Source organism: Coleofasciculus sp. B1-GNL1-01 (assembly GCF_040220235.1).
Taxonomy (GTDB): domain Bacteria; phylum Cyanobacteriota; class Cyanobacteriia; order Cyanobacteriales; family Coleofasciculaceae; genus Coleofasciculus.
In genome coordinates this window covers 1-25,619 of sequence record NZ_JAVJTO010000031.1, presented here as the reverse complement: position 1 = coordinate 25,619, position 25,619 = coordinate 1, and the positions used below count along the sequence as shown (strand labels likewise).

At 43.7% G+C, this 25,619-nt stretch carries 22 protein-coding genes and 1 pseudogene; 11 read left to right on the top strand and 12 right to left on the bottom strand.

Features of this window, described 5'->3' with window-relative positions; genetic code table 11:
• Positions 1-48 precede the first annotated feature (48 nt).
• A complete protein-coding gene (locus tag RID53_RS07395; protein WP_446387502.1) occupies positions 49-213 on the top strand; it encodes a hypothetical protein in 165 nt (54 codons plus the stop codon).
• Positions 214-333: 120 nt separating this feature from the next.
• On the opposite strand, the gene RID53_RS07390 is transcribed toward RID53_RS07395, so the two are convergent.
• The 4 genes from RID53_RS07390 to RID53_RS07375 all read right to left on the bottom strand — a co-directional run bounded on the left by RID53_RS07390 (position 334) and on the right by RID53_RS07375 (position 3,606).
• Positions 334-708 carry a transposase gene (locus RID53_RS07390; protein WP_446387501.1) on the bottom strand — a complete coding sequence of 125 codons (375 nt, stop codon included), beginning with the start codon at positions 706-708 and terminating at the stop codon, positions 334-336.
• A gap of 258 nt (positions 709-966) precedes the next feature.
• Entirely contained in the window at positions 967-1,716 is a 750-nt protein-coding gene (locus RID53_RS07385; protein WP_446387500.1) for a DUF4058 family protein, read from the bottom strand.
• A 153-nt stretch (positions 1,717-1,869) separates the two neighbouring features.
• A complete protein-coding gene (locus RID53_RS07380; protein WP_446387499.1) occupies positions 1,870-2,067 on the bottom strand; it encodes a hypothetical protein in 198 nt (65 codons plus the stop codon).
• Positions 2,068-2,097: 30 nt separating this feature from the next.
• On the bottom strand, positions 2,098-3,606 hold the full coding sequence (locus tag RID53_RS07375; protein WP_446387498.1) for a UbiD family decarboxylase: 1,509 nt from the start codon (positions 3,604-3,606) through the stop codon (positions 2,098-2,100).
• Positions 3,607-3,682: 76 nt separating this feature from the next.
• Between RID53_RS07375 and RID53_RS07370 the strand changes: the two genes are divergently transcribed.
• From RID53_RS07370 to RID53_RS07360, 3 genes are all read left to right on the top strand, one after another.
• Positions 3,683-5,398, top strand: coding sequence for an NYN domain-containing protein (locus RID53_RS07370; protein ID WP_446387497.1), 1,716 nt, complete (start codon positions 3,683-3,685; stop codon positions 5,396-5,398).
• 143 nt (positions 5,399-5,541) lie between these two features.
• Positions 5,542-6,240, top strand: coding sequence for a MotA/TolQ/ExbB proton channel family protein (locus tag RID53_RS07365; protein WP_446387496.1), 699 nt, complete (start codon positions 5,542-5,544; stop codon positions 6,238-6,240).
• Between the two features lie 383 nt (positions 6,241-6,623).
• Complete coding sequence (locus RID53_RS07360) at positions 6,624-6,866, top strand: hypothetical protein (RefSeq protein ID WP_446387495.1); 243 nt, start codon at positions 6,624-6,626, stop codon at positions 6,864-6,866.
• Between the two features lie 97 nt (positions 6,867-6,963).
• Here the strand turns inward: RID53_RS07360 and RID53_RS07355 are convergent, their stop codons facing one another.
• The 3 genes from RID53_RS07355 to mgsA are packed head-to-tail and all read right to left on the bottom strand — an operon-like array spanning position 6,964 to position 9,382.
• Positions 6,964-7,710, bottom strand: coding sequence for a 4'-phosphopantetheinyl transferase family protein (locus RID53_RS07355; RefSeq protein ID WP_446387494.1), 747 nt, complete (start codon positions 7,708-7,710; stop codon positions 6,964-6,966).
• A gap of 3 nt (positions 7,711-7,713) precedes the next feature.
• Positions 7,714-8,058, bottom strand: a complete 345-nt coding sequence (locus RID53_RS07350; RefSeq protein ID WP_446387493.1) for a DUF4870 domain-containing protein — start codon at positions 8,056-8,058, stop codon at positions 7,714-7,716.
• Between the two features lie 16 nt (positions 8,059-8,074).
• Positions 8,075-9,382, bottom strand: coding sequence for a methylglyoxal synthase (mgsA, locus tag RID53_RS07345; protein ID WP_446387492.1), 1,308 nt, complete (start codon positions 9,380-9,382; stop codon positions 8,075-8,077).
• Between the two features lie 228 nt (positions 9,383-9,610).
• Here mgsA and RID53_RS07340 point away from each other — a divergent pair, with 228 nt between their 5' ends.
• A complete protein-coding gene (locus RID53_RS07340; protein WP_446387491.1) occupies positions 9,611-9,823 on the top strand; it encodes a hypothetical protein in 213 nt (70 codons plus the stop codon).
• A gap of 66 nt (positions 9,824-9,889) precedes the next feature.
• Here RID53_RS07340 and RID53_RS07335 read toward each other — a convergent pair whose 3' ends face one another.
• The 4 genes from RID53_RS07335 to RID53_RS07320 all read right to left on the bottom strand — a co-directional run bounded on the left by RID53_RS07335 (position 9,890) and on the right by RID53_RS07320 (position 13,247).
• The gene (locus tag RID53_RS07335; protein WP_446387490.1) at positions 9,890-10,540 is read right to left on the bottom strand and encodes a DUF3226 domain-containing protein; all 651 of its coding nucleotides are present in this window, start codon (positions 10,538-10,540) and stop codon (positions 9,890-9,892) included.
• Between the two features lie 2 nt (positions 10,541-10,542).
• A complete protein-coding gene (locus RID53_RS07330) occupies positions 10,543-11,682 on the bottom strand; it encodes an AAA family ATPase (protein ID WP_446387489.1) in 1,140 nt (379 codons plus the stop codon).
• Complete coding sequence (locus RID53_RS07325) at positions 11,676-12,311, bottom strand: hypothetical protein (RefSeq protein ID WP_446387488.1); 636 nt, start codon at positions 12,309-12,311, stop codon at positions 11,676-11,678. The genes RID53_RS07330 and RID53_RS07325 overlap by 7 nt, the downstream gene beginning before the upstream one ends.
• Before the next feature lie 237 nt (positions 12,312-12,548).
• Positions 12,549-13,247: a glutathione S-transferase N-terminal domain-containing protein gene (locus RID53_RS07320; RefSeq protein ID WP_446387487.1), complete on the bottom strand. Its 699-nt coding sequence runs from the start codon at positions 13,245-13,247 to the stop codon at positions 12,549-12,551.
• Between the two features lie 387 nt (positions 13,248-13,634).
• Here RID53_RS07320 and RID53_RS07315 point away from each other — a divergent pair, with 387 nt between their 5' ends.
• From RID53_RS07315 to RID53_RS07290, 6 genes are all read left to right on the top strand, one after another.
• Positions 13,635-16,346 (top strand): PAS domain S-box protein, encoded by a 2,712-nt coding sequence (locus RID53_RS07315; RefSeq protein WP_446387486.1) that lies wholly within the window; start codon positions 13,635-13,637, stop codon positions 16,344-16,346.
• 26 nt (positions 16,347-16,372) lie between these two features.
• Positions 16,373-18,028 carry an ATP-binding protein gene (locus RID53_RS07310; RefSeq protein ID WP_446387485.1) on the top strand — a complete coding sequence of 552 codons (1,656 nt, stop codon included), beginning with the start codon at positions 16,373-16,375 and terminating at the stop codon, positions 18,026-18,028.
• Positions 18,018-19,532, top strand: coding sequence for an ATP-binding protein (locus tag RID53_RS07305; protein WP_446387484.1), 1,515 nt, complete (start codon positions 18,018-18,020; stop codon positions 19,530-19,532). Before RID53_RS07310 ends, RID53_RS07305 begins: the two co-directional genes overlap by 11 nt.
• A gap of 325 nt (positions 19,533-19,857) precedes the next feature.
• Positions 19,858-21,633, top strand: coding sequence for a response regulator (locus RID53_RS07300; protein WP_446387483.1), 1,776 nt, complete (start codon positions 19,858-19,860; stop codon positions 21,631-21,633).
• A 298-nt stretch (positions 21,634-21,931) separates the two neighbouring features.
• Positions 21,932-23,329 carry a collagen-like protein gene (locus RID53_RS07295; protein ID WP_446387482.1) on the top strand — a complete coding sequence of 466 codons (1,398 nt, stop codon included), beginning with the start codon at positions 21,932-21,934 and terminating at the stop codon, positions 23,327-23,329.
• 270 nt (positions 23,330-23,599) lie between these two features.
• Positions 23,600-24,706, top strand: a complete 1,107-nt coding sequence (locus RID53_RS07290; protein WP_446387481.1) for a mechanosensitive ion channel family protein — start codon at positions 23,600-23,602, stop codon at positions 24,704-24,706.
• 411 nt (positions 24,707-25,117) lie between these two features.
• Here the strand turns inward: RID53_RS07290 and RID53_RS07285 are convergent.
• A pseudogene (locus tag RID53_RS07285) lies at positions 25,118-25,619 on the bottom strand (NF041680 family putative transposase); the annotation flags it as partial.

Here is a 25,619-nt window from a genome sequence, read left to right as displayed (position 1 = left end):
ACCTATCTTTGGGATTAGTTTGATTAGGGTTCTCTACCGTTAACGATTATGCTGTCACCATTTTTGCTAGTATTTCTCTATGCTTCGTTTTGGGTTTGGTTCTTTGGTGGATTTACGGCTAAAAAACCAGAGAAAAAAAAGACACTCGAAGAACAATTGGGAGAATCGCTGTCTAAATACCTTTCTTCCTTAGACATTCCCAAAAAGAGTTAACCGATTAAGTTGACAAATCTCCAATACCTTTAAACAGACCCCACCCTAACCCTCCCCTTCTCAAGGGGAGGGAACTCAAATGGCTTTAATTTAGGGGGTTAATGTCACTGGACTTGTAATTTACTCAAACTCTATGTCAACAAGTCGCTGTAGCAACTCCATCTCTTGAGTCATTGCCCGACGAATCCGGGTAATCATATAGGAGGCGGTATTTTTATTGACTCCAATCTTCTTCGCTAACTGACGCACACTGATGCGTTCCAGAGGATTGAGAACCAGATAAATTGCCAAAACCCATTTGTCTAAGTCAACATGAGTTTTGTGAAATAGAGTCCCAACTGTAACGCTATATGAAGTAAAGCATTCGTTACATTGATATCGGTGTTCTTTTTTTAAGCGTCGAGAATGAGTTGATTGGCAATAGGGGCATTGGGGATACTTACCCCACCGGATTTGTTCCAGACGGGCAAGATAATTATCGTTTTTTTGGCTCATCTTTAGTTCCAAAATCTGATGAACCAAAGATGAACGATAAAATTCCAATAAATAGGTATTTTATGTTATATAATGTTGCAGAAAAATGCCAAGGCGGATTGCCTCGGCACTGAATTGATGCGATCTACTATTTCTGGGATTGAAGTGGGGAACAATGATGTTCGTTGTACTAAGAAACATTAAAAAATGTCAATTTTTGACTATTTTCCGTTTCCTGTTACCTTGTCTTTATGCTCAACTTTAATGGTGTCTGACGACTTAACGTAAGGTATTTAGCCAAGCCATATCATCTTCACTCAAGACGGGTTCTGGCGGCATCGAATAGTCAATCACCAAGTCAAGGGCGGCTTCCTGATAGGCTTGTTCAAGTAAGGTAGCCAAATCGATCGCAGGTTCAACGTCTGCGGCGCTCAGGGGTAATAAAAACACAGGAATTGGCTCCCGCCAATCAAAGGGATAGCGTTCTGCAGCGGGTCTTTCATTGGCTCGACTGACCAAGATTTGGTAGTCTGCTTTACATCCACCTTGCACAGGCATGGATTCACCGCTTCTGAGCAGATCAATTTCGACCAAATGAGTTTGGCTATTGAGTATAGTTTGACGCTTTTTTAGGTACTGCGATCGCCCTTCCCCGGATCGTTTATTCTTGGGTGATAGCACTTCAATAACCGTAATAACCTTGCCAGTGGTCACTTCGCGAATTTCCAAAAAGCGTTCGGTGACTTCTTCAAGCATAGGTATCGCCACGCGCTCAGGCTGGCTCAAAACGGCGGCTGAGGTAGAGGTTGTCGTGCGATTAGGCGTTTGCTGAATCACCGTTGTATCAGGAATACCGACTAAAACAGAATCCAGATAAACCCGCTTATCGACAGCCGCCCGATACTTGGGGTTAAGTATTGGGTTGAGTGTCCTCATTAGCCCACTAATTAACCCGTAATGGATTTCGGGCCAAATGTCTGGTCGTTCCAGGTAGGGGTTCATGCCAGGAAAATTCGGTTTACTGGTCATATCAAGTCCGGTAGCATCGGTTGTGTATCGTCTTACTTTTCTAAATTATGTAAACAATCCTCAAAGCCTTACAAAGGACAAATGACAAAGGACAAATGACGATCTCCGCCGTTAACGTTTATTGTCCCTACCTACTTAGGATATGGTTTTGACTTAAACTTGGCTTTCTTTGACTAACTCTTCGGCTGTATTGGCGAGTTTCCTGGCTAAGGTCGTGTCACCTTGTTTATCAGCAATAACTGCCATAGCTTGAAGAACCTCAGCATTCGTAATGCCGCGTTCCTGCATTCCTTTGACTTCGTTCTCAAGGTCTTGGGCAGAGGGTTTGTTTATTTTCTTTTTCTCGGTCAAGGGTTATCTCCTAATCACTGATAAATTTGTTCACCGCATATCGTAGCCAAACAGATTCGGATTAACGTCTCCTAATTCCAAATCCTCTAAGCCATACTCGACCCAACGCCGATCAACCATAGCGGCGACATCCGCATCGGATTCCAATGGCGCCCCCCATTCATGTTCCGTTTCGGGAGGAATTTTAGTTGTTGCATCAATCCCCATACGTCCGCCTAAACCAATCTTTTCACTGGCAAAATCTAAGCTATCAAAGGGCGTATTCGGCAGAATAAAGACATCTCGCGTCGGGTCTACTTTGGAACTAATTGCCCACACTACTTGACGCGGATCACGGATATTAATATCTTTATCCACAACAATTACGAATTTGGTGTAGGTAAATTGGGGTAAGGCACTCCAAAACGCTAAAGCAGCCCGTCTTGCTTGTCCAGGATAGGCTTTATCAATGGAAATAATCGCGGCTTTGTAACTGAGGGCTTCCATGGGGAGGAAGAAGTCCACAATCTCGGAGACCTGTTGGCGTAAAATTGGCGTATAAATCCGATTGAGTGCGATCGCCATCATTGCTTCTTCCTTGGGGGGACGCCCACTGAAGGTGGTGAGATAGATGGGGTTTTGGCGATGAGTCATGCAGTGGAAGTGAATCACTGGGGAATCTTCGACGCCGCCATAGTACCCCATGTGATCACCAAAGGGTCCATCGGGTAAGACTTCCCCTGGTGTGATTGTCCCTTCTAAGACAAACTCGGAGTCAGCCGGGACTTGTAAATCTAACGTCTTGCACTTTGCCAGTTGCACCCCAGAACCACCGTAGAGTCCCGCAAATAGCCATTCAGAAAGGTCTACAGGAATCGGCGTGGCGGCTGCCATAATAATTAAGGGATCAACCCCGAGTGCGATCGCAATTTCTAGTTTCTTGCCATTTTGCGCTGCTTTGCGGAGGTGTCTCGCCCCACCCCGTACTGATAACCAATGAACACTCATGGTAGTCCGGGATTGGAGTTGCAGACGGTACACACCCACATTCGGAGTACCCGTTTCACAGTCTTTGGTAATCACCAACCCCAAGGTAATAATTTTGCCCGCATCCCCTGGATAGGGACGAATTAGGGGCAGTTTATTTAAATCGAGGGCGTCTCCTTCCACCACCACTTGCTGACAGGCGGGGAAAAAATCGCGTCCCGGTTTGGCTTTGACAACATCAAATAAAATCTTGCCAAACTCCACCGCCTGAGAAATTTTCTTCGGCGGTTTCGGCTGTTGCAGCATTCCCAGCTTTTTCCCCAATGTCTCCAACTCTTGGGGATGTTCCATATTCATCGCCCAACACACCCGTTCCTCGGTTCCCATCAGGTTGATGGCGACGGGAAATGATGAACCCTTGACATTCTCAAATAATAGTCCGGGTCCGCCTGCCTGTAGCATCCGATTGGATATCTCGGCAATTTCTAAATCCGGGTCAACCAACGCCGTAATCCGACGCAACTGTCCCCGTTCCTCTAAAAGCTGGATGAATGCCCGCAGATCTCTCGCCATAGTTAATTAAGATGTGTAAAGCTTTTTCTTTCTTTTATTATGGATGCATACGCCATCCTCTGTACTACTTTGTGATATGCCCGATCCGTCCAGTGCGCCATTGGCAACTGATACAGCAATTATTGATCAAATATGCGATCGCGTTTACCAAATCGTCCTGAATATCCAACAGCAGCATCCGGAACTCCTCAAACAAAAGTACAGGATGACTCCCTGGCGTAACCCGCAGATTCAATCTGCCTTCATCACGAAACTAAAAGCTAGACTGACTCAAGCTGAGGACGAGGACGCCAAACTGATAAACCTACGGCGTTTCCTAGAAATTTTACTCCTTCCCAGCTATTTTACACAACCCAGTTTTGGTGAATTGACTCAAACTCTACAGTCCTTAATTCCAAAAAATTCCCCATCAGCGTCGCTGGAAGTGGTCAGTTCAGATAGTTCTGAATCTGTCTCCTTTCCGGCTTCAGGGACTAATGATTCCCCAGGTATTGCCATTCTTTTACTCGACGCCGAAAACCTACAACTTGATATCGAAACTGAAAGATTCCTGACAAAAGTCTGTACCTATGCGATTCAAATTAAAGTTGCCTTTGCCAATTGGCGCAGCCTTGGCAAAAAAGACGCAGAATTCCACAGTCGTGGATATGAACTGATTCACGTTCCACTGGGTAAAGATAGTGCCGATGTGAAAATGGCAACAGTGGGATCATCAATCTTTATCCATTACCCCAATGCTAGGGAAATATTAGTTTGCTCCTCGGATGGCGTGATGACTCATCTTTATAATACACTTCAGACTCATGGTTTTACAGTGTACTTAGTTCGCAAACAAGGAGATACTATCACCGTTTTAAATAGTGACACAAACCAAACTCAAAACCATTCCCTGAGTCCGCCACCTGAAATTCTCGTTATTGAAGATTTTATTAATCAAATCAAGGCGATTATTAGACTCGAACAAACTCGCACCGGAAATCTTTGGGTTAAATTGTCTAAGGTTTCTAAGTTATTTCGCCGCCAGCACCAGACAACAATGAGTTACGTTGTGTCATGGCACTGCCCGGGCAAAACGGTTCCCGATTTTTTTCTTGATTACCCGAATGAGTTTGTATTACATAACTTATCGGAACAGTCAGGGTTATATGTTACCTTGTTTGAAACGAATCCTTCAGTTATCGCTCCTACGAGTGCCTCGACCGAATCTCAAGTTTTAGAAAATTCCCAAAATACAACAATTAAATCTAAGGTTGAGCTAGAACAAGAATTAGCTAGAATTGTGAAAAAGCTCATGGCTGATTCAGGTCAAACCTCTGTTCCTCTCTCTAATGTTAGTACTGAATTCTGCAAACAGCATAAGCAAGGAATTAGTCAGGTGTTTAAAGAATTGGAACTCGGTGTTAAGTTTATAGTTTTTTTAAAGCAATCTTCATTATTTAACCTCAAAAAAACCGGAATTAATTATAAAATTTCAATTAACAAGGCAGCAAAAAAAGAAACAAAAAAAGCGATTGAATCAACTGAAATGCCCATAAACTCCCTCAAAGAATTAGAGAAGATTATTAAAAAAATAATTGAGACAAGGATTCAGGTATTGGGAACTAACGATATAGCAGTAAATGATCTAAAACAAGCGTTTCAGAATCAGTACCAAATGACAGCTGATGCCTGTGTAAAAAACTTTGAATCCAAGTCAATTTTGATTAAATTCTTACGCAACCGTTCAACTGTGTTTAGTATAACGTTGATTAACACAGATTATCGAGTCGCGATCGCGAAAGAGTTAAACTGAAGATACATCCCATTCTCCTAACCAATCTCCAACGTATTCAAGAAGTCGGGGAGCTAGTTCATTACGTGTTGGACAATAAGTCTGTACCGTTATAGGTTAAAAATAACCAGGGTTGATTTTGCGGAATTAGTCTGAGATTTAAAATGACAAGAGTTTATGATTTATTAATCCAAGGCGGTTTCGTCATGCTGCCCCTGCTGGGATTATCCATATTAACGATATCCTGTGGGCTAGACCGTGCTTGGTTTTGGTTTCAATTATTAAGCCAAGAAGCGACCCTGGTTAACGATGTGCTAGGGACGGCACATTCTAATTTAGAACAGGCTAAAGACATCGCTGAATCGGCTCAAAACTTGCCCATTGGTCGCTTTCTCTATGCACCCCTCAAGCTGAAACAGCCAACACCAGAAACCTTTCGTTTAGCCATGGAAGCTGCTGGTGATAAAGAGTTTATCAAAATGCGAAAAGGTGAAAAACTCCTGGAAACTATTGTAGCGGTTGCACCTCTATTGGGTCTACTGGGAACGGTTACGGGTTTAATTAGTACATTCAATAACCTGAAAATTGGTGGGGGAGGAACAACTGTTGAGGCAACAAAAGTGGCTGGAGGTATTGGTGAAGCGCTAATTACTACAGCAGCGGGTATGATTGTGGCAATTATTGCGCTTTTAATTCTCCGAACTATCGTCACGTTACACTCCCAGCAAATGGATTACTTTGCAGAGGTGGGAAGTGAATTAGAACTTATTTATCGCCAGGTTTGGTATGAACCACCCCTCACCCCCTCACCCTCTCACCCTCTCACTCCCTCACCCCATCTCCCTGAGAACCCTGGCGACTAGCAGGGTATTGCTGATTTTTATCTCCCCACGCTAAATTTTCATCAAAACTTTACTTAAAGCACCCGGTTGACGGTGTGATGCTTTACATAACTTTAGTTAGGGTATTGAATGAAAGCCAAGTTGTGAGTATTTAGGGCTTGGCATCAACAAGGAACTAACGCAGGAAACGGGGTGTAGTCAAGATGTGTAGCCTTCAACACAATCAAGATAAAGAAATGCGTAAGTTCTGGACAAGTTTTTGTAAAGATTGCTGAAATCCAGGTAATCGCTCTGAATGTATCCAGTAGGGATTGAGCCGCTCACCGGGATTGTACCGCTCGAAACAGCAATATTCGAGACAGGAAGGCAAAACCTCAACCACCGATCGCAGGAGCCTAAAACAGATGAATAGGCATAAGCAGTGGAAAAAGGCATGTTTCAAAGTGACGACTTGGGTTTTATCTGAGATTGTCTTAAATATGTTGGGATTAGATGATTTGGCTGACTATAGTGAATTTATTTTTGATCCAGAGGTTATCATCTCTCAACATCATTCTGTCATTCTCGTAGCTCCACCTCATCCGCCACAAGTTGAGCAAGATTCGCTGTTTGGTCAAACAATCGGCGATCGCGTCGAAGTAGTTTAAGTCATTGGTCATTGGTCATTGGTCATTGGTCATTGGTCATTGGTCATTGGTCATTGGTTAAATTCTGAAAGTTTAGTCTAATACTTTGTTCAGGAACTTAATGTTCAAACTCAATACACTTGATTTGCCAATTCTGCCCGAATACGGCAACAGCCGCCACATAATCGGATGCTGGGATCAGGGGAAAAAGTGACCAATGAGACGCCGCATTAGAGTCTCCCGCAATACTCAGCAATTTAGCCGCTTCTCCTGGCATCAGAGAGACTTCAATGTCTGACAATTTGGCTAACCCATCACCAGTTGCTTTTAAATAGGCTTCTTTGCGTGTCCAACCGTTGAAAAAGGCGAGTTGTTGCTGATCCCCAGTCAAAGTCCGAATTGCTGCATATTCTCTCGACGTAAAGAAACGTTGTGCGAGTTTCTCTGCATCAGGCATCGGACGCCGATATTCGAGATCGATCCCCAGTTGAAGGGTTGAGGATAGAGCATATAAGGCTAATCCATGAGAATGAGACAGATTAAAACCTAGTGTTTTATCGGAGTTGATAGTTTTAAGGGTGGGTTTGCCACGGGGACTATAGTCAAACTGGATTTGATCGGGCGGTTGATTTAAATAGCGACTCAAAATTGTTCGTAAAATCCCCCGACCTGCAATAAAATGGTTGCGATCGCGCTCAAAGTAGAATCGCTTTGCCCGTTGCTGTTCATCCGGGGAAAGGAGTTGTGCGAATCTCTCAATTTGGGCGATCGGTTGATTGAGATCAGCCCGCCAGACATGGATCTCCTGGGTGGAGAGGACTAAACTAGAGGGTTGAGGATGCCAAAGCGGTTTCCCAGTCGTCATCACCTACACCAAGCGGAAAATAAACGGATAGCGGTAGGGTTGGTTGGGATCATCCAGAACCTTGATCACAGCAATAATCGGCATGATTAGACTGACCAAACCTAACAGAATCAGTAAGGGGATGCCAATTACGACAGCGATTAGCAGGACAAAAATAAAAGCATAGATATAGAGATTAATGTAAAAATTTAGAGATTCTTTAGCATTTGCCTTAACAATCGGATCATCCGTCACCAACAAAATCACAATCGGGATCGCAACCGATAAAATTGCTGAACTCAACAATATCGAGCCATGGCATAGCGCTGATAAAAGTTTGCGTTGATCGAGATCATGCTGATTACTCATCAGTAACTCCTAGTATTCACTCTGGTTCGCTAACAGGTGGTTGTTCATCGGCAGGCTTGGACACGTCTAGGGGAGCAATTACCGTTAATCCCTGGGGAATACATTCAATCGTGACTGGAGTGGTGCCGATAATTTCCCCATCAACAACCACTTTTTGGGGAGGATTGGTGTTGACCTTAATTTGTCCCGTCCGTAAACAAATTGTATCCTCTCGACGGGCGGCTCTCCGCATTAATGCTGCACCGAGTAAATCCACGATCGCATCCATGGCTTCGATTTTGGTGTTTTGGGTGTTAATCGTGACTTCCAATAACCCATCATTGGCAATGACTTGTCCCATTCCCTGTGCCATTAGAGAGGTGGGTGGTGCTGCATTGGCGATGGTGATGGCGGCGGCTTGGCATTGACTGGTAATCCCAGCAATCTCCAATTCTGCCTCAAATACATTATGTTCATTGAGTTGCTGCATCCCTGCCAAAATATAGGCTAAGACGCCTAGGCGTTTTTTCGTCTCTCGATCAGCGCGTTCTACGGTTTCGGCTTCAAAGCCAATCCCTGTCAGCAAAATCATCGGATGCTGATTGCACTGTGCGGCATCAACGACCCGTGTAATGCCTGATAAAATCAGTTCACAGGCGGCGCGAAGTGTTGTGGGAATCCCTAACGCTACCGCAAACGCATTAGCTGTGCCTCTGGCGATGATCCCCAAGGGAATCTGGCTACCAATCAAAGCACCCGCGACAGCCGAAACGGTGCCATCTCCACCGGAGGCGATAATCAGATCTGCACCGGATGCGATCGCCTCTTGCGCCAACTCTGCTGAAGAGCGATCGGGCGTCGTTAGGTGAATATCGAGATGCAATTGGGGTTTTAAAAGCTGCTGAATCAGCGTTAAATCCTTCTCAGCGTTGCCTTGACCCGAAACGGGGTTAAAAATCAGGTAAGCGAAGCGATTTTTGGCAAAATTGGCGATAATGGCTTCCGCCGTGGCAAGATTAGTAGCCAGAGGGACATTGTGAACATTACAGATGCGTAACAATGCCTGAATGTCCGGTTCATGGGGTTGAGCGTAAAGGGGATCGATGAAGAAAATCACCGCAATCACCTGACCTGTCGCCACTTCCGCCGCGATTTGGGCATCTCCGCCCAAAGGACCCGACAAGAGACACTCAACCTCTAACTTACTTCGGTCATGAATGCGTTGTCCGGTGGTTCCGGTGGCGATTAAGCGGTAACGGGAGAGGATGGGGGTGTATTGTTTAGCAAAGTTAGCAATATCGTCTTTTTTGCGATCGTGGGCAATTAAGGCAATGGTTGGGGACATGATGGGATGGGGGAATTCTCATCTTAGTTTAAAAGGAATTGGCGCAGTTGGTTTTGTAGTAGGCACGAAGCGTGCCAGAAGCGAAGACAGCGCTGACTACAAACAGTCAGATAAGTCTATCGGGGGAATCAGCAGCACTACATTTGACTTTACGCTGTTAGGCATCATACAGTCTTATCCAGCAAACTACGATTCGATTTCGTTTGAAAGTCTAATCGAGGAACTCTTATGCTTAGGAAAGTTATCGACTTGGATCAAAATACGCTTTATGGGGTTTATTATACGGTTTATGGGTCACTGGCTGGTGATGATCAATTAATGAGGTCTTACCTCTGGGCAGGTCCTTATGATGACATGAAAGCTGCTATCAATAAAGCTCAAGAGTTGAGACATTCCCATCAAGAGGATGTATCGTTTATTGTGAAAAAGTATGTTGAGTGAAAAATTCAGACAGTAACATCTCAGATGTCTATAATTTTTAATGATTAATTCTGGAAACTTGTCAAATTATAGATCGTACAAGTTCTTAAACCAAGTCATAAACGGTTGAGCTTGGGGATGTTGGGGATTCAAAATACGCTCCATGATAGCGTTATGCAATTGTCGTCCGGGTGGATTTTGCCATGCTAACCAGGTGTAAATATTCGCTTTATCCAAATGAGCATCTATAAAGGGTGCGCCTCTATGTTTGGCTTCTGTGACGACTTCTTGAGCGTATTGCCAAAATGGTTCATTCTCATCGGGTATCATGTAGGCTAAAAATGTCTCCAATATTCCGCACTTTTGGTTATCGGGCATAATCCAGACGCCAAACTTGATTCCACCGATACTATAGATTAATCCAGTTTCTGGTAATTGTTCCGGAAAGTCAGGAATACTTTTTAAGCAGGCGTTTCTGATACTTGTCCAGCGTGCCGATAAATCATGATCTGCATCCACGATTAATCCTAATGCTGTCAATCCTGACGCTTTCAGTTCTGTGGAGATTATATCTGCATCAATAAATTCGTCACTTCCAAAGGATTCGATGTAAGGAACTTTTTTCCCTATCTCTCTTTTTAGCCAAGGAATTCCATTCGCTTCAATGAGTTCTGGTATAACTCGTTTATCCTGATCTCCCTCTACAATCAGCTTCTTAGAATAATACTTGCTTGCCATTTCTAACGTACCTCAATCCCTCGTTGAGCCGCAATGACCATCTCACGTTCCGTGAAAACGACACCTGTTTCTTTCCCTGGTTCTATTCGTTGAATTGTAATTCCATCCTCAGTGTCTTGTTCCTGACTGGCAATGCTAGCCAAGCTAGTCCAACAATCACTATTATGAGTCGTCGCGAAAACTTGGACATTGAGTTTTTTGGCTGTTTCCAAAAGAAGTTTCCACATATCTTCCATCGCGGTGAAATGAAGTCCGGTATCAATTTCATCAACTAGCAATACTCCACCTTTAGCAGATACCGTTGATAATGCTAGACCCAACATCCGCCATATTCCATCCCCCATACTGCCAATCGGAACACGCTGATCATTGTCAGCAAGACGCACGACAAATCCACCACGAGACTCTGAAGTTCTGCGGCTTCCAGACGTAATAGAAGCAAGGCGCTGAATTTTAGGTTCAATCGTCTGAAGTGCTTGATATACAAGCGTTTCCTCTGGTGTCAAGACGACCTGCTCAAACAACTCAGTCATGTTTGTAGTTGTTAAAGATGATGATGTAATATATTGATTTTTTGCTGCATTTTTTGATGGCTTACCTATAACTCGCCATCGACGAATATAATCTTCAGATAGTCCTCCATTAGCAGACAAAGTGCGTTTCAACCCCTCTCGATGATTGCCATCAGTCCAAGAAATGTTAAAAACAAGTTCTATTAAATTATCTGGAAAATCTTCAACGAAACTGGTAGATTTATCAGATTCAATCTCTGAATTTGCACTGGAAGCAATCGGTCGTTTGCCTATAGATACGGAAAGTTTATTTTGAAAATCATCATTTAAACCCACTATGGAAAATTCACTACCTGATTCAATTTCATGACCGTGAAAAAGATGACAGATATCAAGTTGCCGATCTCTTCCGCTTCTTCTACTCTCATCACTCCAAAAGTATTCACCTCTGTTAGTCATTGCGTCAAGTAATGGTTCAGGATTACCCTTGGAGCAGAGAAGTTGAATTGCTTCTAGTATTGATGTCTTACCACTGTTGTTTTTGCCAACAAGTAAGTTAACTCTGCCAAGCTGCTGAAGCTCAAAATGTTTGAAACAGCGAAAATTATTTATAGTCAGATTTTTTAACATATCTCATTCTCTCCGGTGCTTTTGGGCAAATAAGCTTGAAGGGGTTGTAAGAGGATTGCCAAAATCTTATCAACTTCCTTAATATAGTATTCTAACTGATCAATCAATACGGTACGTTCCTCTAAGACCAAAAACCGCCAAGCTGTCCCTGTTGTTACAGCACCATAAATTTTATCAATTTTATTTCCGGCGCTTTGATTAAATATTTGGGCGGCGACCATTTCGGCAATACATTGACCAAATCCTAATGGTATTTTTTCATTTTTGGCTTCGGCAATCGTAATCACTGGAGCGTTAATATAAAATTGTTCGGCTGAACAACTCAGAATAAAGTCACAATAGCTTTGCAATCCTTTCTCGATATCGACATTGAAATCTGTGCCAGAGAATAAACTGACTTGATAGTTCACCTGTCGCCTAACTTCTGATAAAACTGGAGCAAGAATAAATTCAGAACGGGCTTTTTCGGTATCAATTGCTGTTGCTAGAGGGATATACTCAGCTAACGTGAGCGTTAACAGTTCTGAGGGTTGTACGCCTGGAATATCCGCGAACAGGTTTTGTGTTTCATCAACGGTTAAGCCAAAATCTTCTTTGACTTTAGCTAAGGTAAAATTACTATATGCCATGATAAAAGCGGCTCTCCTTTACTAATTTAGTTGGGTTTCCTTCGTCAACTCAACCTACTATTATGTATTAAAAATTGGTATTCGTATTCGTATTCGTATTCGTATTCGTGTTCGTGTTCGTGTTAGTAGCGAGCAAGATGCAAAGCCTGCGGCATGGCTTCGCTTAACGCACTACAATAATTAATTATTCTGGAATAACGAAGGACAAATGACCAATGACAAATGACCAATGAAAAATCATCGCTGATCTAATTGGCGGGAACCAAATAAGGCTTCTCGTGCTTTTTCATCCATGTTGCTGACTCGTTTTTCACTTAAAAGTGCTAAACCACGCTGTACCGCAGGTCGCTGGTTAATTGCCTCAAACCATCGCTGAAGATGGGGATAATCGGCTAAGTTTTGTCCCTGTTTTTCGTGGGAAATAATCCAGGGAAAGATTGCTATATCTGCAATGGAATAGTCACCAGCAATGTACTCAACTTGGGAGAGTTGTTTATCAATAACGCGATACAAACGAGTGGCTTCATTGGTGTAGCGATTAATCGCATACGGGATTTTTTCCGGTGCATATTGGCGGAAGTGGTGCGTTTGTCCCAGCATGGGTCCGACGCCTCCCATTTGGAACATTAACCACTGAATGACAGCATAGCGATCGCGTGGCTGTTTGGGAATGAATTGTCCGGTTTTTTCGGCGAGATACAGCAGAATTGCACCGGACTCGAATAGGGATAGGGGTTGACCCTCAATTCCTTGGGGGTCAACAATCGCAGGCATTTTATTGTTGGGACTGATGGCGAGAAAGTCTGGCTTGAACTGATCCCCGGCGGTGATGTCTACCGGGATGAGATTGTAGGGGGTTTCCGTTTCCTCCAGCATAATGCTGACTTTCCAGCCGTTGGGTGTGGGTCCATAGTAGAGATCGATTGGCTGTGTCATGGTTGAATCATCTTGCATCCTTTGCTTTGACTATATAGACAGTCTGAAGGGATGACAACCTCTCAGAGGTTCCACCGGAGGAGTCTCTACTCACCTGACTCACCTGGCTAGGGCAGTTTCTCAATTGATAGCTAAATGGTACCTTATTTCCCCATGATATATTCACGAAAATTTTACATTTTAAGGTTAAGCAATTTTGACTTTTTTTTGAGTTATTTATTATTAGCCCGTACACAAAGTTAAATTTTATTACTTTTTAGTTGTACTGATTAAGCCATTTGCTAGATTAAGCGTGTCAATCTAGTTTTACTGTTAAAAATACAACTTTATTGTAACAAACAAAAGACAAAAGTTAACAGGAAAAGTCTATGTCAGTTGAGTAAAGATATGAATAATCAAGTTCAAGCAAAACTCCAACAAGAAATCCAGGATCTGCGCGATCGCTTACACCGGGCTGAGGTGGAGTTGTTGGCGCTCAACCCAGACGCCGTGCCAGGTGTAGGACTTGACCCTCCAGCCATGAGGGAGATCAAATCAGACAATCTATTCCTATTGCAAGCGATTCTGGAGAACACCACGGATCTGATGGCGGCGCTGGATTTGAACTGGCGGTATATTGCCTTTAATCGAGCGTATAAAACCGAATTTATTAATATTTTTGGGCGAGATATTGACATCGGTACGAGTTTGATAGAAGCCCTAAACCATTTACCGAATGAACAAGCAAACGCACAGGATATTTGGGGGCGGGCGCTACGGGGTGAAGAGTTTACCGTCATTCAGGAATTTGGCGATAGTCAGCGCGATCGCAATCAGTACCAGCTTACATTTCACAGTATCCGGGATGACTGGGGACAGATCCTAGGCGCTTTGCACATTGTTAAGAATCTTAGCCAACTTGAGGCGCAAAGTTGGCAATCAATCCAAGCGCAAGCCGCCCTCCAAGAAAGCGAAGAACGATTCCGTAATGCTTTTGACTATGCCGGAATTGGCATGGCATTGGTTGATTTAGACGGGCGCTTCATGAAAGTTAATCACAGCCTGTGTCAGATGACTGGTTATTCGGAGTTGGAATTACTCAGTAAAACCTTTCAGGCGATTACCCATCCTGACGATTTAGCCGCCGATATCGCCTTGGTGAAGCGGTTACTCGCGGGTCAAATTCGCTTCTATCAACTGGAAAAACGCTATATCCACAAACAGGGGCAGATCGTCTGGATTCTGTTAAGTGGTTCTTTGGTTCGCGATTCTCAGGATCAACCGCTCTACTTTATCGCCCAGATGCAAGATATTAGCGATCGCAAATCCACAGAAGAGAGATTACATCAACATCAGCAACATCTGCAATATCTCCTCACCTCCAGCCCTGCGGTGATTTTTAGCACTCAGCCTGAGTCGAATTATAAGCTGACTTACATTAGTGAAAATGTCGCGACTATTCTGGGTTATACCCCAGAGCAATTTTTGAACGGGTCAGATTTATGGTTAAATCATATTCATCCTGAGGATATTGACTGGATTCTCCAGGAATTACCCCGGAAATTAAATCAGGGAAATTATTCCTTTGAATACCGTTTCCTGCACGCCGATGGAACCTATCACTGGCTGCTAGATGAAGGAAGGTTAATTCGAGATGAAAGGGGTGAACCGATTGAGGTTGTGGGTTATTTCGTGGATATTAGCGATCGCAAACAAGCGGAGTTAGCCCTAAGTCGCAGTCGAGAACTAAAAGAAGCTATTTTTAATGAGTCCACTGATGCCCTATTCTTAGTTGCTCCAGAGACGGGACTGACGATCGACTGTAATCAACCGGCTGTTGATTTGTTTGAAGCGGCTAGCGAAGATGAACTAATTAATATTGAAGGACATACTCTGCAAAAGTCCCGATTTACGCCAGAAGAGTTAGCCAGTATTAATCAAGCGATTAATCAGTACGGCGTTTGGAGTAAAGAAGTCGAATATATTACCAAAAAAGGGAAACACTTTTGGGGCAACTTAGCGGTCAAGCGAATTCATCTTGCAGATACAGCGATTAATTTAGTCCGAGTTACTGATATCACAGTTCGCAAACAAACAGAAAAAGATCTAAAACTACAGGCTGTGATTACTCGGAACATGGCAGAAGGCATTTGTTTGGTTAGGGCGGCTGATGGCATAATCGTTTATGCGAATCCCAAGTTTGAGCAGATGTTTGGTTATGAATCCGGTGAACTCAACAACCAACCTGTGAAGATTGTCAACTATAAAGATAATGGAATTGACGCCGATCAAGTTCGACAGTTGATTTCTCAAAAAATTATGGAATATGGCGAATATACCTACAAAATTCATAATGTAAAAAAAGATGGTACTCCTTTCTGGTGTCAAGCGACGACGTCTCGTTTTGAGCATCCCGACTATGGCACCGTCATGGTTGCTGTTCAACAAGATATTACCGTGCAAAAGCAAACTCAAGATCAACTTAAAGCCTCCCTAAAAGAAAAAGAGGTCTTGCTCAAGGAAATTCATCACCGGGTTAAAAATAATTTGCAAATTGTCAGTAGTCTGCTGCAAATGCAGTCGCGGCGGACTAAAGATGAAGACGTGGCGTTAGTCTTGCAAGATAGTCAAAATCGCATTGCCTCGATTGCCCTGGTGCATGAAAAGTTATATCGGTCTGAAAATTTAGCTCAGATTGATTTTGCCCAATATGTTCCCGATTTAATCACTCATTTATTTGATTCTTATAACATCAGTTCCAGTCGAGTGAGAATTTCCTATCAAGTTGAGGATATTCCTCTCGCCATTGATACAGCGATTCCCTGTGGCTTAATTTTAAATGAATTGGTGTCGAATACCCTAAAATATGCGTTTCCAGAGGATCAGAAGGGAGAAATCAAGATTAAATTTAAACGAAATCTGGATAATAACTCGCTGACCCTGCTTGTCCAGGATAACGGTGTAGGAATTCCCAAATCCTTTGATATTGAAACAACCACTTCATTAGGATTAACCCTGGTTTTAGGATTAGTGGATCAGATCGATGGCACCTTAGACCTCAATTGTGACTCCGGAACTGAATTTACAATTACCTTTAGCAATAAACTCAGGACTCGATAATGCATGAAATAAAGGAGTATCCAATTATGTTTACCAAACCCCCCCCAACCTTAAGCAAAAGCCTAAAAATTCTCGTCGTTGAAGATGAGAGAATTATCGCGATCAATCTGAAAGAAAGCTTAGAATCTCTCGGCTATACCGTACCTGCAATCGCAGCGTCGGGAGAAAAAGCGATTGAAAAAGCCACTGAGTTCCGTCCCGATTTAGTGTTAATGGATATCTGGCTCAAAGGCAATATTGATGGGATTGAAGCCGCGCAGCAAATCTGGGAGCGCCTGAAAATTCCGACAATTTATGTCACCGGACATTCGGATCAAAGTACGGTAGAACGGGCAAAAATTACGGCACCCTTTGGCTATATTCTGAAACCCGTTAAAGAACAGGCGCTTTATGTGGCAATTGAAACGGCACTCCAGCGATATGAACGCGAACAACTACTCAGCGCCATTCTCAGAGGGATTGGAGATGGAGTCATTGTTACCGATAAAGACTGTCGGGTGCAGTTTCTGAATCAGGTGGCGGAATCCTTAACGGGTTGGCAATTGGCTGAAGCCAGAGATCGGCAAGTAACCGAAGTATTTAATATTGTCCATGAACAAACTCGACAGCCTGTTGGGGATATCCTGAAAAATGTCCTAGAACAAGAGACAATTATTTATTTAGAAGAGCAGATTTTGTTGCTCCCTAAGCAAGGAAAGCCGATCCCTGTTGCTGATAGCATTGCTCCGATTAAAAATAACAACGGTGCGATCGCGGGAGCCGTTTTAGTGTTTCGTGATGCCACACAACAGCGTTTAGTCCAGGAACAGAATCGCGCCCTGGAACGCGCCCGCCAATTAGAGTATGATATAGCAGAACTGCAATGTTTAGATGTACTCCACGATGACCGTTTAAGTACCGCGTCTTATGAATTGCCAATATCTCCGGCAAAGATTAAATTGGCAGTTCGGATTCTGGAAACCATCTTAGATCAACAGGGTTTACTCAGTTCGCAATTTCGTGCTGATGCCACCGTTATTGCTCGGTATTGGCAAATTGTCCAAGAGCAAGGCAAGCAAAAGCTCAAGCTCGTGAATGATTTGCTGGATATCCGTGCGATTGAGACAGAGGTTTATCCCTTACAACTAACGTTGATTCAAGTCCCCGATTGGATTTCTGAGTTGATTCAACCATTTGAAGCTTGGGCGCAATTTCAGCAGCAACAGTTGCATATTGATATTGCTCCGAATTTACCCCCTTTAGTTTCAGATCAGTTGAGTTTGACTCGGATTTTGAAAGAATTACTGAATAATGCATTTCAATACACGCCAGCCGGGGAGGAGATTGGGGTAGTGGTGCGGGTTTGGGAAGCAGGGGGAGCAGGGGGAGCAGGGGGAGCAGGGGGAGATGAGGGAACACCTAATACTGAACAGTTTACTGTCGAGATTCAGGTGAGTAATTCTGGGGTAGAAATTCCCCCAGAGGAACAAAAGAAAATTTTTGAACCGTTTTATCGCATTCCGAGTTCTTATTTCTGGAAACAAGGAGGAACAGGTTTAGGATTGACAGTAGTGAAAACGCTAGTGCATCGACTCCAGGGCGAGATTGATGTCACGAGCGATCGCGACGGGACAAAGTTCACAATTTTTATACCCAATTTACAATTCCAAGGGATGGAGGTGGAGGATGATTATGATCAGTGAACAATGTTTATCAGACACTGATACAGCAACGATGACTCGAATTCTGGTTGTGGAAGATGAGAGAATTATTGCACTGAACCTGAAGGAAAACTTAGAAGCTTTGGGTTATGGTGTTGTGGGAATTGCCGCCTCTGGGGAAAAAGCTGTCACTAAAGCCGGGAAACTCCATCCCGATTTAGTGCTAATGGATATCTGGTTACAGGGAAACCTGGATGGAATTGGCGCGGCACAACAAATTTGGGATGCGTGGCAAATTCCGGTGATTTATCTAACTGGACATTCTGATAAAGTTACCTTAGAACGGGCAAAAATAACTGCCCCCTTTGGCTATATTCTCAAACCTGTAAATGAACGGCAATTATCCGTGGCGATTGAAATTGCCTTGCAGCGCTATGAACGGGAGCAGTTTTTAAGTGCAGTGCTGCGGGGAATTGGTGATGGCGTGATTTTAGTCGATCAAGATTGTCGGATTCAGTTTATGAATCGGGTGGCGGAATTGCTAACCGAATGGCAATTTGCTGATGCGAAGAATCGGGAGTTGACGGAGGTATTTAAACTTATTGATGCCCAAACCCAGCAGCCTGTCAATAACTCAGTGACTCTGGCGTTACAACAAGATAAGTTAGTTTATCTTACCGGTGATCATGTCCTAATTACCAAGACAGGTGAACCAATCGCGATCGCGGACAGTGCTGCACCGATTCGGGATAACCAGGGGGATCTCGCGGGGGTGGTATTGGTATTCCAAGATATACGCGATCGCAAACAAGCCGAAGCCGCGCTACGCCAGCAGTTAGCCAGGGAACAACAACTTAACCAGTTCCAACGGCAATTTATTCACACCGTTTCCCATGAATATCGCACCCCACTTTCAATTATTCAAGCCTCAACCTTCCTGATTGAAGCCGATACTTCATCACTGCAATCGGAGAACAAGCGAGTCAATTGCCAGCGCATTAAACAGGCGGTTAAATATATGGTGGGATTGTTGGAAGATGTATTAACCTTTGGTCAAGCCGAAGCGGGTCAACTGAGGCTTGATCCAATGCCTTTAGATTTAAACCTCTTCTGTCAACAACTCATCGACGAATACCAACTTATTGCCAGTGATCAAGCTAAAATAACCTGGAGCAGTTGCGGTAAAGGTCAAACCGCTTATCTGGATAAAAAAATCCTACAACTGATTGTGAGAAATTTAGTCACCAACGCTTTGAAATATTCTCCCGGAAACAGTTCTGTGTATCTAACCCTAACCTGTGAAGACGATAGGCTGACAGTAGAGGTTAAAGATAACGGAATTGGTATTCCACCAGAGGATCAACCCCATATCTTTGAGCCATTCCGCCGCGCCAGTAATGCAGGGACAGTGCGAGGTTCAGGGATGGGATTAGCTATTGTCAAGAAAGCCGTTGATTTACATGGGGGAGCATTATCATTTGAGAGTGTCTTGGGTGTTGGTACAACGTTTACAGTGGTCTTACCTTTTCCCGAAGAATCAGTCTAGTTATTTGTCATTTGTCCTTTGTCATTAGTCCTTTGTAATATATAGCATTTCCAAGCTGTATGTGAAAATCTTACCCCTCCCAAACCCTCCCCTTGCTAAGGGGAGGGCAGGGGTGGGGTTCACAACTCAAGTAAAAACGCTATATATAATGTGGCTGCATAAGTCCTGTTTTTCAGGGTTTGAGGTGCTTTTAGAAAACTTAGTCTAGTTAAGGTTATTTCCACAAACCCACTTATGAGTTAAACGAGAGAGTTAGGTCTGAGCTATTTTCGTTTTATTCAACGGCTTATTGTCCTTAAGTATTCATTAAAACCTTGTTTTGACCATGAAAAACTTAGCAAAAATAATCTCTCAAAAACTGACAAGTATTCTAGTTGTTGAAGATGAACGAATTATCGCCATCAACCTGAAAGAACAGTTAGAATCCTTTGGGTATTGGGTTTGCGCGATCGCCACATCCGGAGAGAAAGCAGTAGAAACGGCGACAACCCTCCGTCCTGACTTAGTGTTAATGGATATTTGCCTCCAGGGAGATATGGATGGAATTGAAGCGGCACAGATGATTTGGGAACGTCTTTCAATTCCCGTAATTTATGTCACCGGACATTCGGATCTGAGTACAGTGGAACGAGTCAAAGTATCGTCTCCCTTTGGTTACATTTTAAAACCGATTAAAGAACGGGAATTATTCGTCACGATTGATATTGCCTTACATCGCTATTCCCGCGAACAATTACTCACCACAATTCTCCGCGAAATGGGGGATGGTGTGATTGTCACGGATACTCAATGCCGCATTCGCTTTCTCAACGAAGTCGCACAAACGTTTACGGAATGGCAGTTTATTGAAGCAATTGATCGAGAGTTAACCGAGGTGTTTCAACTGGTTACTCAAAACACAATGCAATCGGTAAACCTACCGTTAAGAACAGCGATTGAAAGCAATTTTGCTTTTTCAATTCCCAAAGATAGTATCTTGATTTCCCGACAAACTAAAAGGATTCCAATTGGCGGGAGTGTAACACCCATTCACGACAAACAAGATAAGGTAATTGGGGCAGTCTTGGTGTTTCAAGATATCAGTCATTCTATCCAGCTAGAAGCAGCTAAATTTAAATTAGAACAGGCATTATCGGAGTTGAAAACAACCCAATTTCAACTGATTCAATCCGAGAAATTATCTAGCATAGGGCGCATGGCAACCGCATTAATTCAGGAATTCAATAATCCAATTACCTGGATTTGTGGCAATATTGTCCTGGGACGATCATATTTCTGCGATATGTTAGACTTACTGCACCTCTATCAGCAAGCTTGTCCTGAACAGACGCCAGAAATTCAGCAGTTACTAGACCAGATTGATTTAGAGTTTATTGCCCAAGATTGGCAAAAAATGTTTAACTCGATTCAGATGGGTGCGGAACGGCTAATGGATGTCACATTATCATTGCAAGCGCTGCGGAATTTCTCAACATTGGATGAACTGGATCAAAAGATGGTTGATATTAATGAAATGATTGATTCAACCTTATTACTGGTACAGCATCGGCTCAAACCCCAAGGGAAAAAGCCAGAGATTCGGGTCATTAAAAATTATAGCCAATTACCTTTTTTAGTTGGCTATGCGAGTCAATTACATCAGGTATTTATTCATCTATTGAACAATGCCATTGATGCGATAGACATGAAGGGATTACCGGGTATCATTACCATTGAAACCAGCCTAATTAGTCGCCCAGTTTCCCGGCAAGTTGGAGAAGAAAGAGAGGGGGAGATGGGAAGATGGGGAGACGGGGAGATAAGGGAGAGAACTCAAAACCATGTCCTTGAGCGAAGTGAAGGCTCAATACTCAACACATCTCAAAAAGTGCAAGATGTTGTGGTGATTCGGATTACTGATAATGGTTGTGGAATGAGTCAGGATGTACAACAACAAATTTTTGACCCATTTTTCACGACCAAATCCGTGGGAACAGCCGTAGGATTAGGGTTATCCGTTAGCTATAAAATTGTGGTGGAGAAACACGGCGGTAAAATCCGGTGTCATTCAGTTGAAGGTGAAGGAACAACCTTTGAAATTGAGTTACCTGTTATTACATAGGTAGAGACGGTTAAAGGTGATCGTCATTTGTCATTTGTCAGGGAATAGGCAACAGGGAACACCTCGACTTCGCTCGGTGTGTAACAGGGAACAGGGAACAGGTGTTAGTATTAGCACGATTAAAAAAGGGCGGGTTTTGCAGCCAAGTTAGGGAAAACAATTAACAGTAGTCCCTAAACCCGCCCCTACAAACCCGGTTTTCTTGAAGGTCGTGAAGCGTCAATCCGGAACCAATTCCCCTACACCTCAGTCATCCCTTGACTGGGGAATTTTTCCCCCAGGTTGCAGAATTCTATCGATGCTAATGCATGTCTTTGGGAAGCTATCACTAATTCTACTAACCCTGACATTCTCCCTTGTTTTTCCTCCCACCTCAAACTCCCTCTTCTGTCCCTTAGTGGCGTGGAGTCGTCACCCAGAACGAGACTTTGGACAAGATGGTCGAGATGGTGCAGATGGACGTGTGGGGAGACGGGGACGAGATGGGGAAAATCGGACAATTTTTGTGGATGGTTCTCCGATTAATCTGGAGTTGTCGGGAGGAGATGGCGGGGATGGGAATGATGGAAAACGGGGTGAAGATGGAGATTGTTCCCGACAGCCGCGAAAGGTTGATTATGACCTGCAAGCCGCAGATGGGGGCGATGGTGGAGATGGTGGAAATGGCGGAGATGGTGGAAATGGCGGGTCATTGACGGTTTATTATACGCATCGAGAGGATTTGAAACAAATCTATGTGCGTTCCCTTGGCGGACGTGGGGGACGTTTTGGACGCGGCGCGTATGGGGGGGATGGCTGTGACTGTGATGACCGAAGTTGGGAGATAGAAACTTGCAAAAAGTCAAACGATGGTGACGAAGACTGTGAAACTGAACGATTCGAGTGTGAAGAGGGTGACGATGGTCGAGATGGTCGAGAGGGTCGAGACGGAAAAGACGGAAGCATGGGGACGCTGACCTTAATTAATCGGAGTGACGCATTACCCCCAGACAAACCCACCGCTACCGTTACTCTACCCCAACTGCAAAACGGCGCGATCGCACTCTCTGTAAATCAATGGCGAACTCTTACGGGTGCAACTGCTTTACTCGCCCCCAATTCAATTATTGCCAACCAGTATCGAGAGTTTGTTGGACGCTTAGAACGGTCTTTTGAGTTAGTCTGGAATGCAGACCGGGCGATTACCGATTTCTATAATCAACCGATATCCCTCAGTCTCAAATCTGATCAACGCATTGATGTATCATTACCAGAGGATGTCTGGTTTGATGGCAAAATGACGCCCCAGGGGAATATGATGCAATTTGTCGTCACCAATGCATTACTGAAACAGGAAGCCACCCAACTGACGCGGGCAGATTTTCGCGGAAATCGTACAAACTTAACCTTTAGTGTGGTTGACTTAGGCGGGAAAGCCGACTTACTCGATACTCAATTCAGGTTAAAATATCGTACTGCCAATTCAGGCGATCGCTTTCGTCGCTTCTATAATTACAGAACCCGGTATGAAGGGATCATTCCAGCAGAACTTGTCACTCGCCATAACAATCATTACACCCTAGAAATTGGCAAACTCCCCATAGACGCTGCATACCTGCGTCCCGGAGTCGCCATCGAAATTGAGTTAGTCGCTACTCGTTCCTTTGCGGGAAACTCAGCCCAACAGGAAATGAATTGGCGCGGGGAAATTCGATAAGTTTTAAGATCGTCATTTGTCCTTTGTAAGGGTTTGAGGCTTGTTTACAAAAATTAGTACAGTGCCGTTTTCTTTTGTCTGACTACTTAAGCATCTTGCTCGCTACTAATATTGAATTGCATGACTGCTTATCTACTACACCACCACTAATAACAGGCTAAAGCCCTTACTACAAACTCCAAACTTCACCAAATTTATGTCTTAGGGTTGATGTATGATTGAGAAAAACCATCAATCCTGATAGGGATTCAGTATAAGCTTAAGGAGTTCATGACGCCAGATTTCTTACAGGTTACGTTTTTATACAATCAAGTCATAGACTATCTCATCGCCTTGATCATCTTGGTTGTGGGAATTTTTCTGATCAAAATTCTCCGCCAAGTGATTGTAGGACGGCTCAAACGCTGGGCGGCGAAAACGACAACTCAGTTGGATGATTCCCTGATCCAGATGATTGAACGAGCCGTGATTCCTATCCTTTACGTTGGCACGTTTTATGTGGCGATCGCGAATCTCACCTTACATCCGATTCTGGATCAGGTGATTGACGCTTTGACGTTAATTGTTGCCACGATTCTAGGGATTCGCCTCTTGGTTTCCCTGGTGGAATACGGTTTCCGGCTATATTGGCTAACTCGCCGCCAAAGTGAAACGGTGCAACAGGCGCTTGATGCGTTAATTCCGGCGGCTCGAATTGCAATTTGGGCGCTGGGAATTGTCTTTTTGTTAGATAATCTGGGTTTTGATATATCCGCTGTTGTAGCTGGATTAGGCATTGGGGGTGTGGCGATTGCTTTAGCGTCTCAAGGCTTTCTCCAGGATTTATTCAGCTACTTCTCTATCCTCTTTGACCGTCCCTTTGAATTGGGAGATTTTATCATTGTTGGCGATTTCCTCGGTTCAGTCGAACATATTGGCATTAAAACGACTCGTCTGCGGAGTTTAAGTGGAGAACAACTCATTTTTGCCAACACCGATTTAACCAGTTCGCGGATTCGCAACTATAAGCGGATGCCCAAACGACGGGTAGCATTTAAGTTTGGCGTGCTGTATGAAACGTCTCAAGAAAAGCTCCAGCTCATCCCCGAAATTGTCCAAGGTATTGTGGAAAATATGGAGAATACCACTTTTGACCGAGCGCATTTTAGCGATTATGGGGATTTTAGCTTGAACTTTGAGGTGGTTTATTACGTTTTAAGCAGTGATTACAACCTCTATATGGATATCCAGCAGCAGCTTAATTTACAGCTTAAACAGGAATTTGAAGCGCGTCAGATTGAGTTTGCTTACCCCACCCAAGTCACCTATTTTGGGAATCTCAACACCGGAGAAATTAGCGATTCTTTAAGTGCTTTGGTTGCTGATGGCAAACCCTAAGCCGTTGGTTGGCGTAATATAGCAGAAGGCAGAGGAGGGGGTGAGGGAGTTAGAGGGAGTTAGAGGGAGAGGTTTTTATTATGGGTGATTTGCCGGACATGATATTACAGTAAATTGGCAAATATTACTCATTCACCCTCTTGAGAACGATGTAAAAGCAGCTTCTGTTCGAGTTGGCTAAAAACCGTCTCACCATCAACCACCTCTCCCCGTTTCGACGCTTCAACTCCAACCATAATTTCCCCCCTCAATTCCTCAAAGCGCCCCTTATAGATACGTTCCCGTTCAGCAAACGCCCTAAGTGCAGTCAGGATAACCTCCTCCGGTGATTTCTGGAGTTTAGACTACGAAAAATCAACCCAGCTATAGCCCGATGCTGAGAAAGAAGGAAAATTCCTAAAAAATTAAAGTTTAAGATGCTTTTTTCGACCGTTTTTTGTGTCGTATTTTACCTTTTTTTACCACAGGGTAACGAGTTCTTTTAGTACGTTTGTTCCCCTCAGTCCAACCTGGGGACTTTCCACGGGGTTTGGGAGCAACAGCGGGTGTACCAATCTCCGGCAAAAGTAATGAAATCGACTGGGCTACCCGTCCAGGAGTCAAATTCTGAACGGGTTTTTGCCAAGGAAGATGATGTTGTGCGACCAAATTCCTCGCCAACCATAACTCCCAAGTCATAATGGGCATCAAATCACTCCACCTTTCACATTGTTTGGGGGTACTAAGTTGAGGAACACTCCAGTGTAATCTAGTTTTGAGAAAACGATACCAATGGTCAACGGCGAAGCGGCGCAAATATTTTCGCCAAATCTGACCCAAATCAGGCATTTCTTGACCGACCCATACTAACCATAGAGGCTTAGACTGTGACTGGGATGATTTAGGTTTGAGTCGTTCGACTAAAATCAATTGC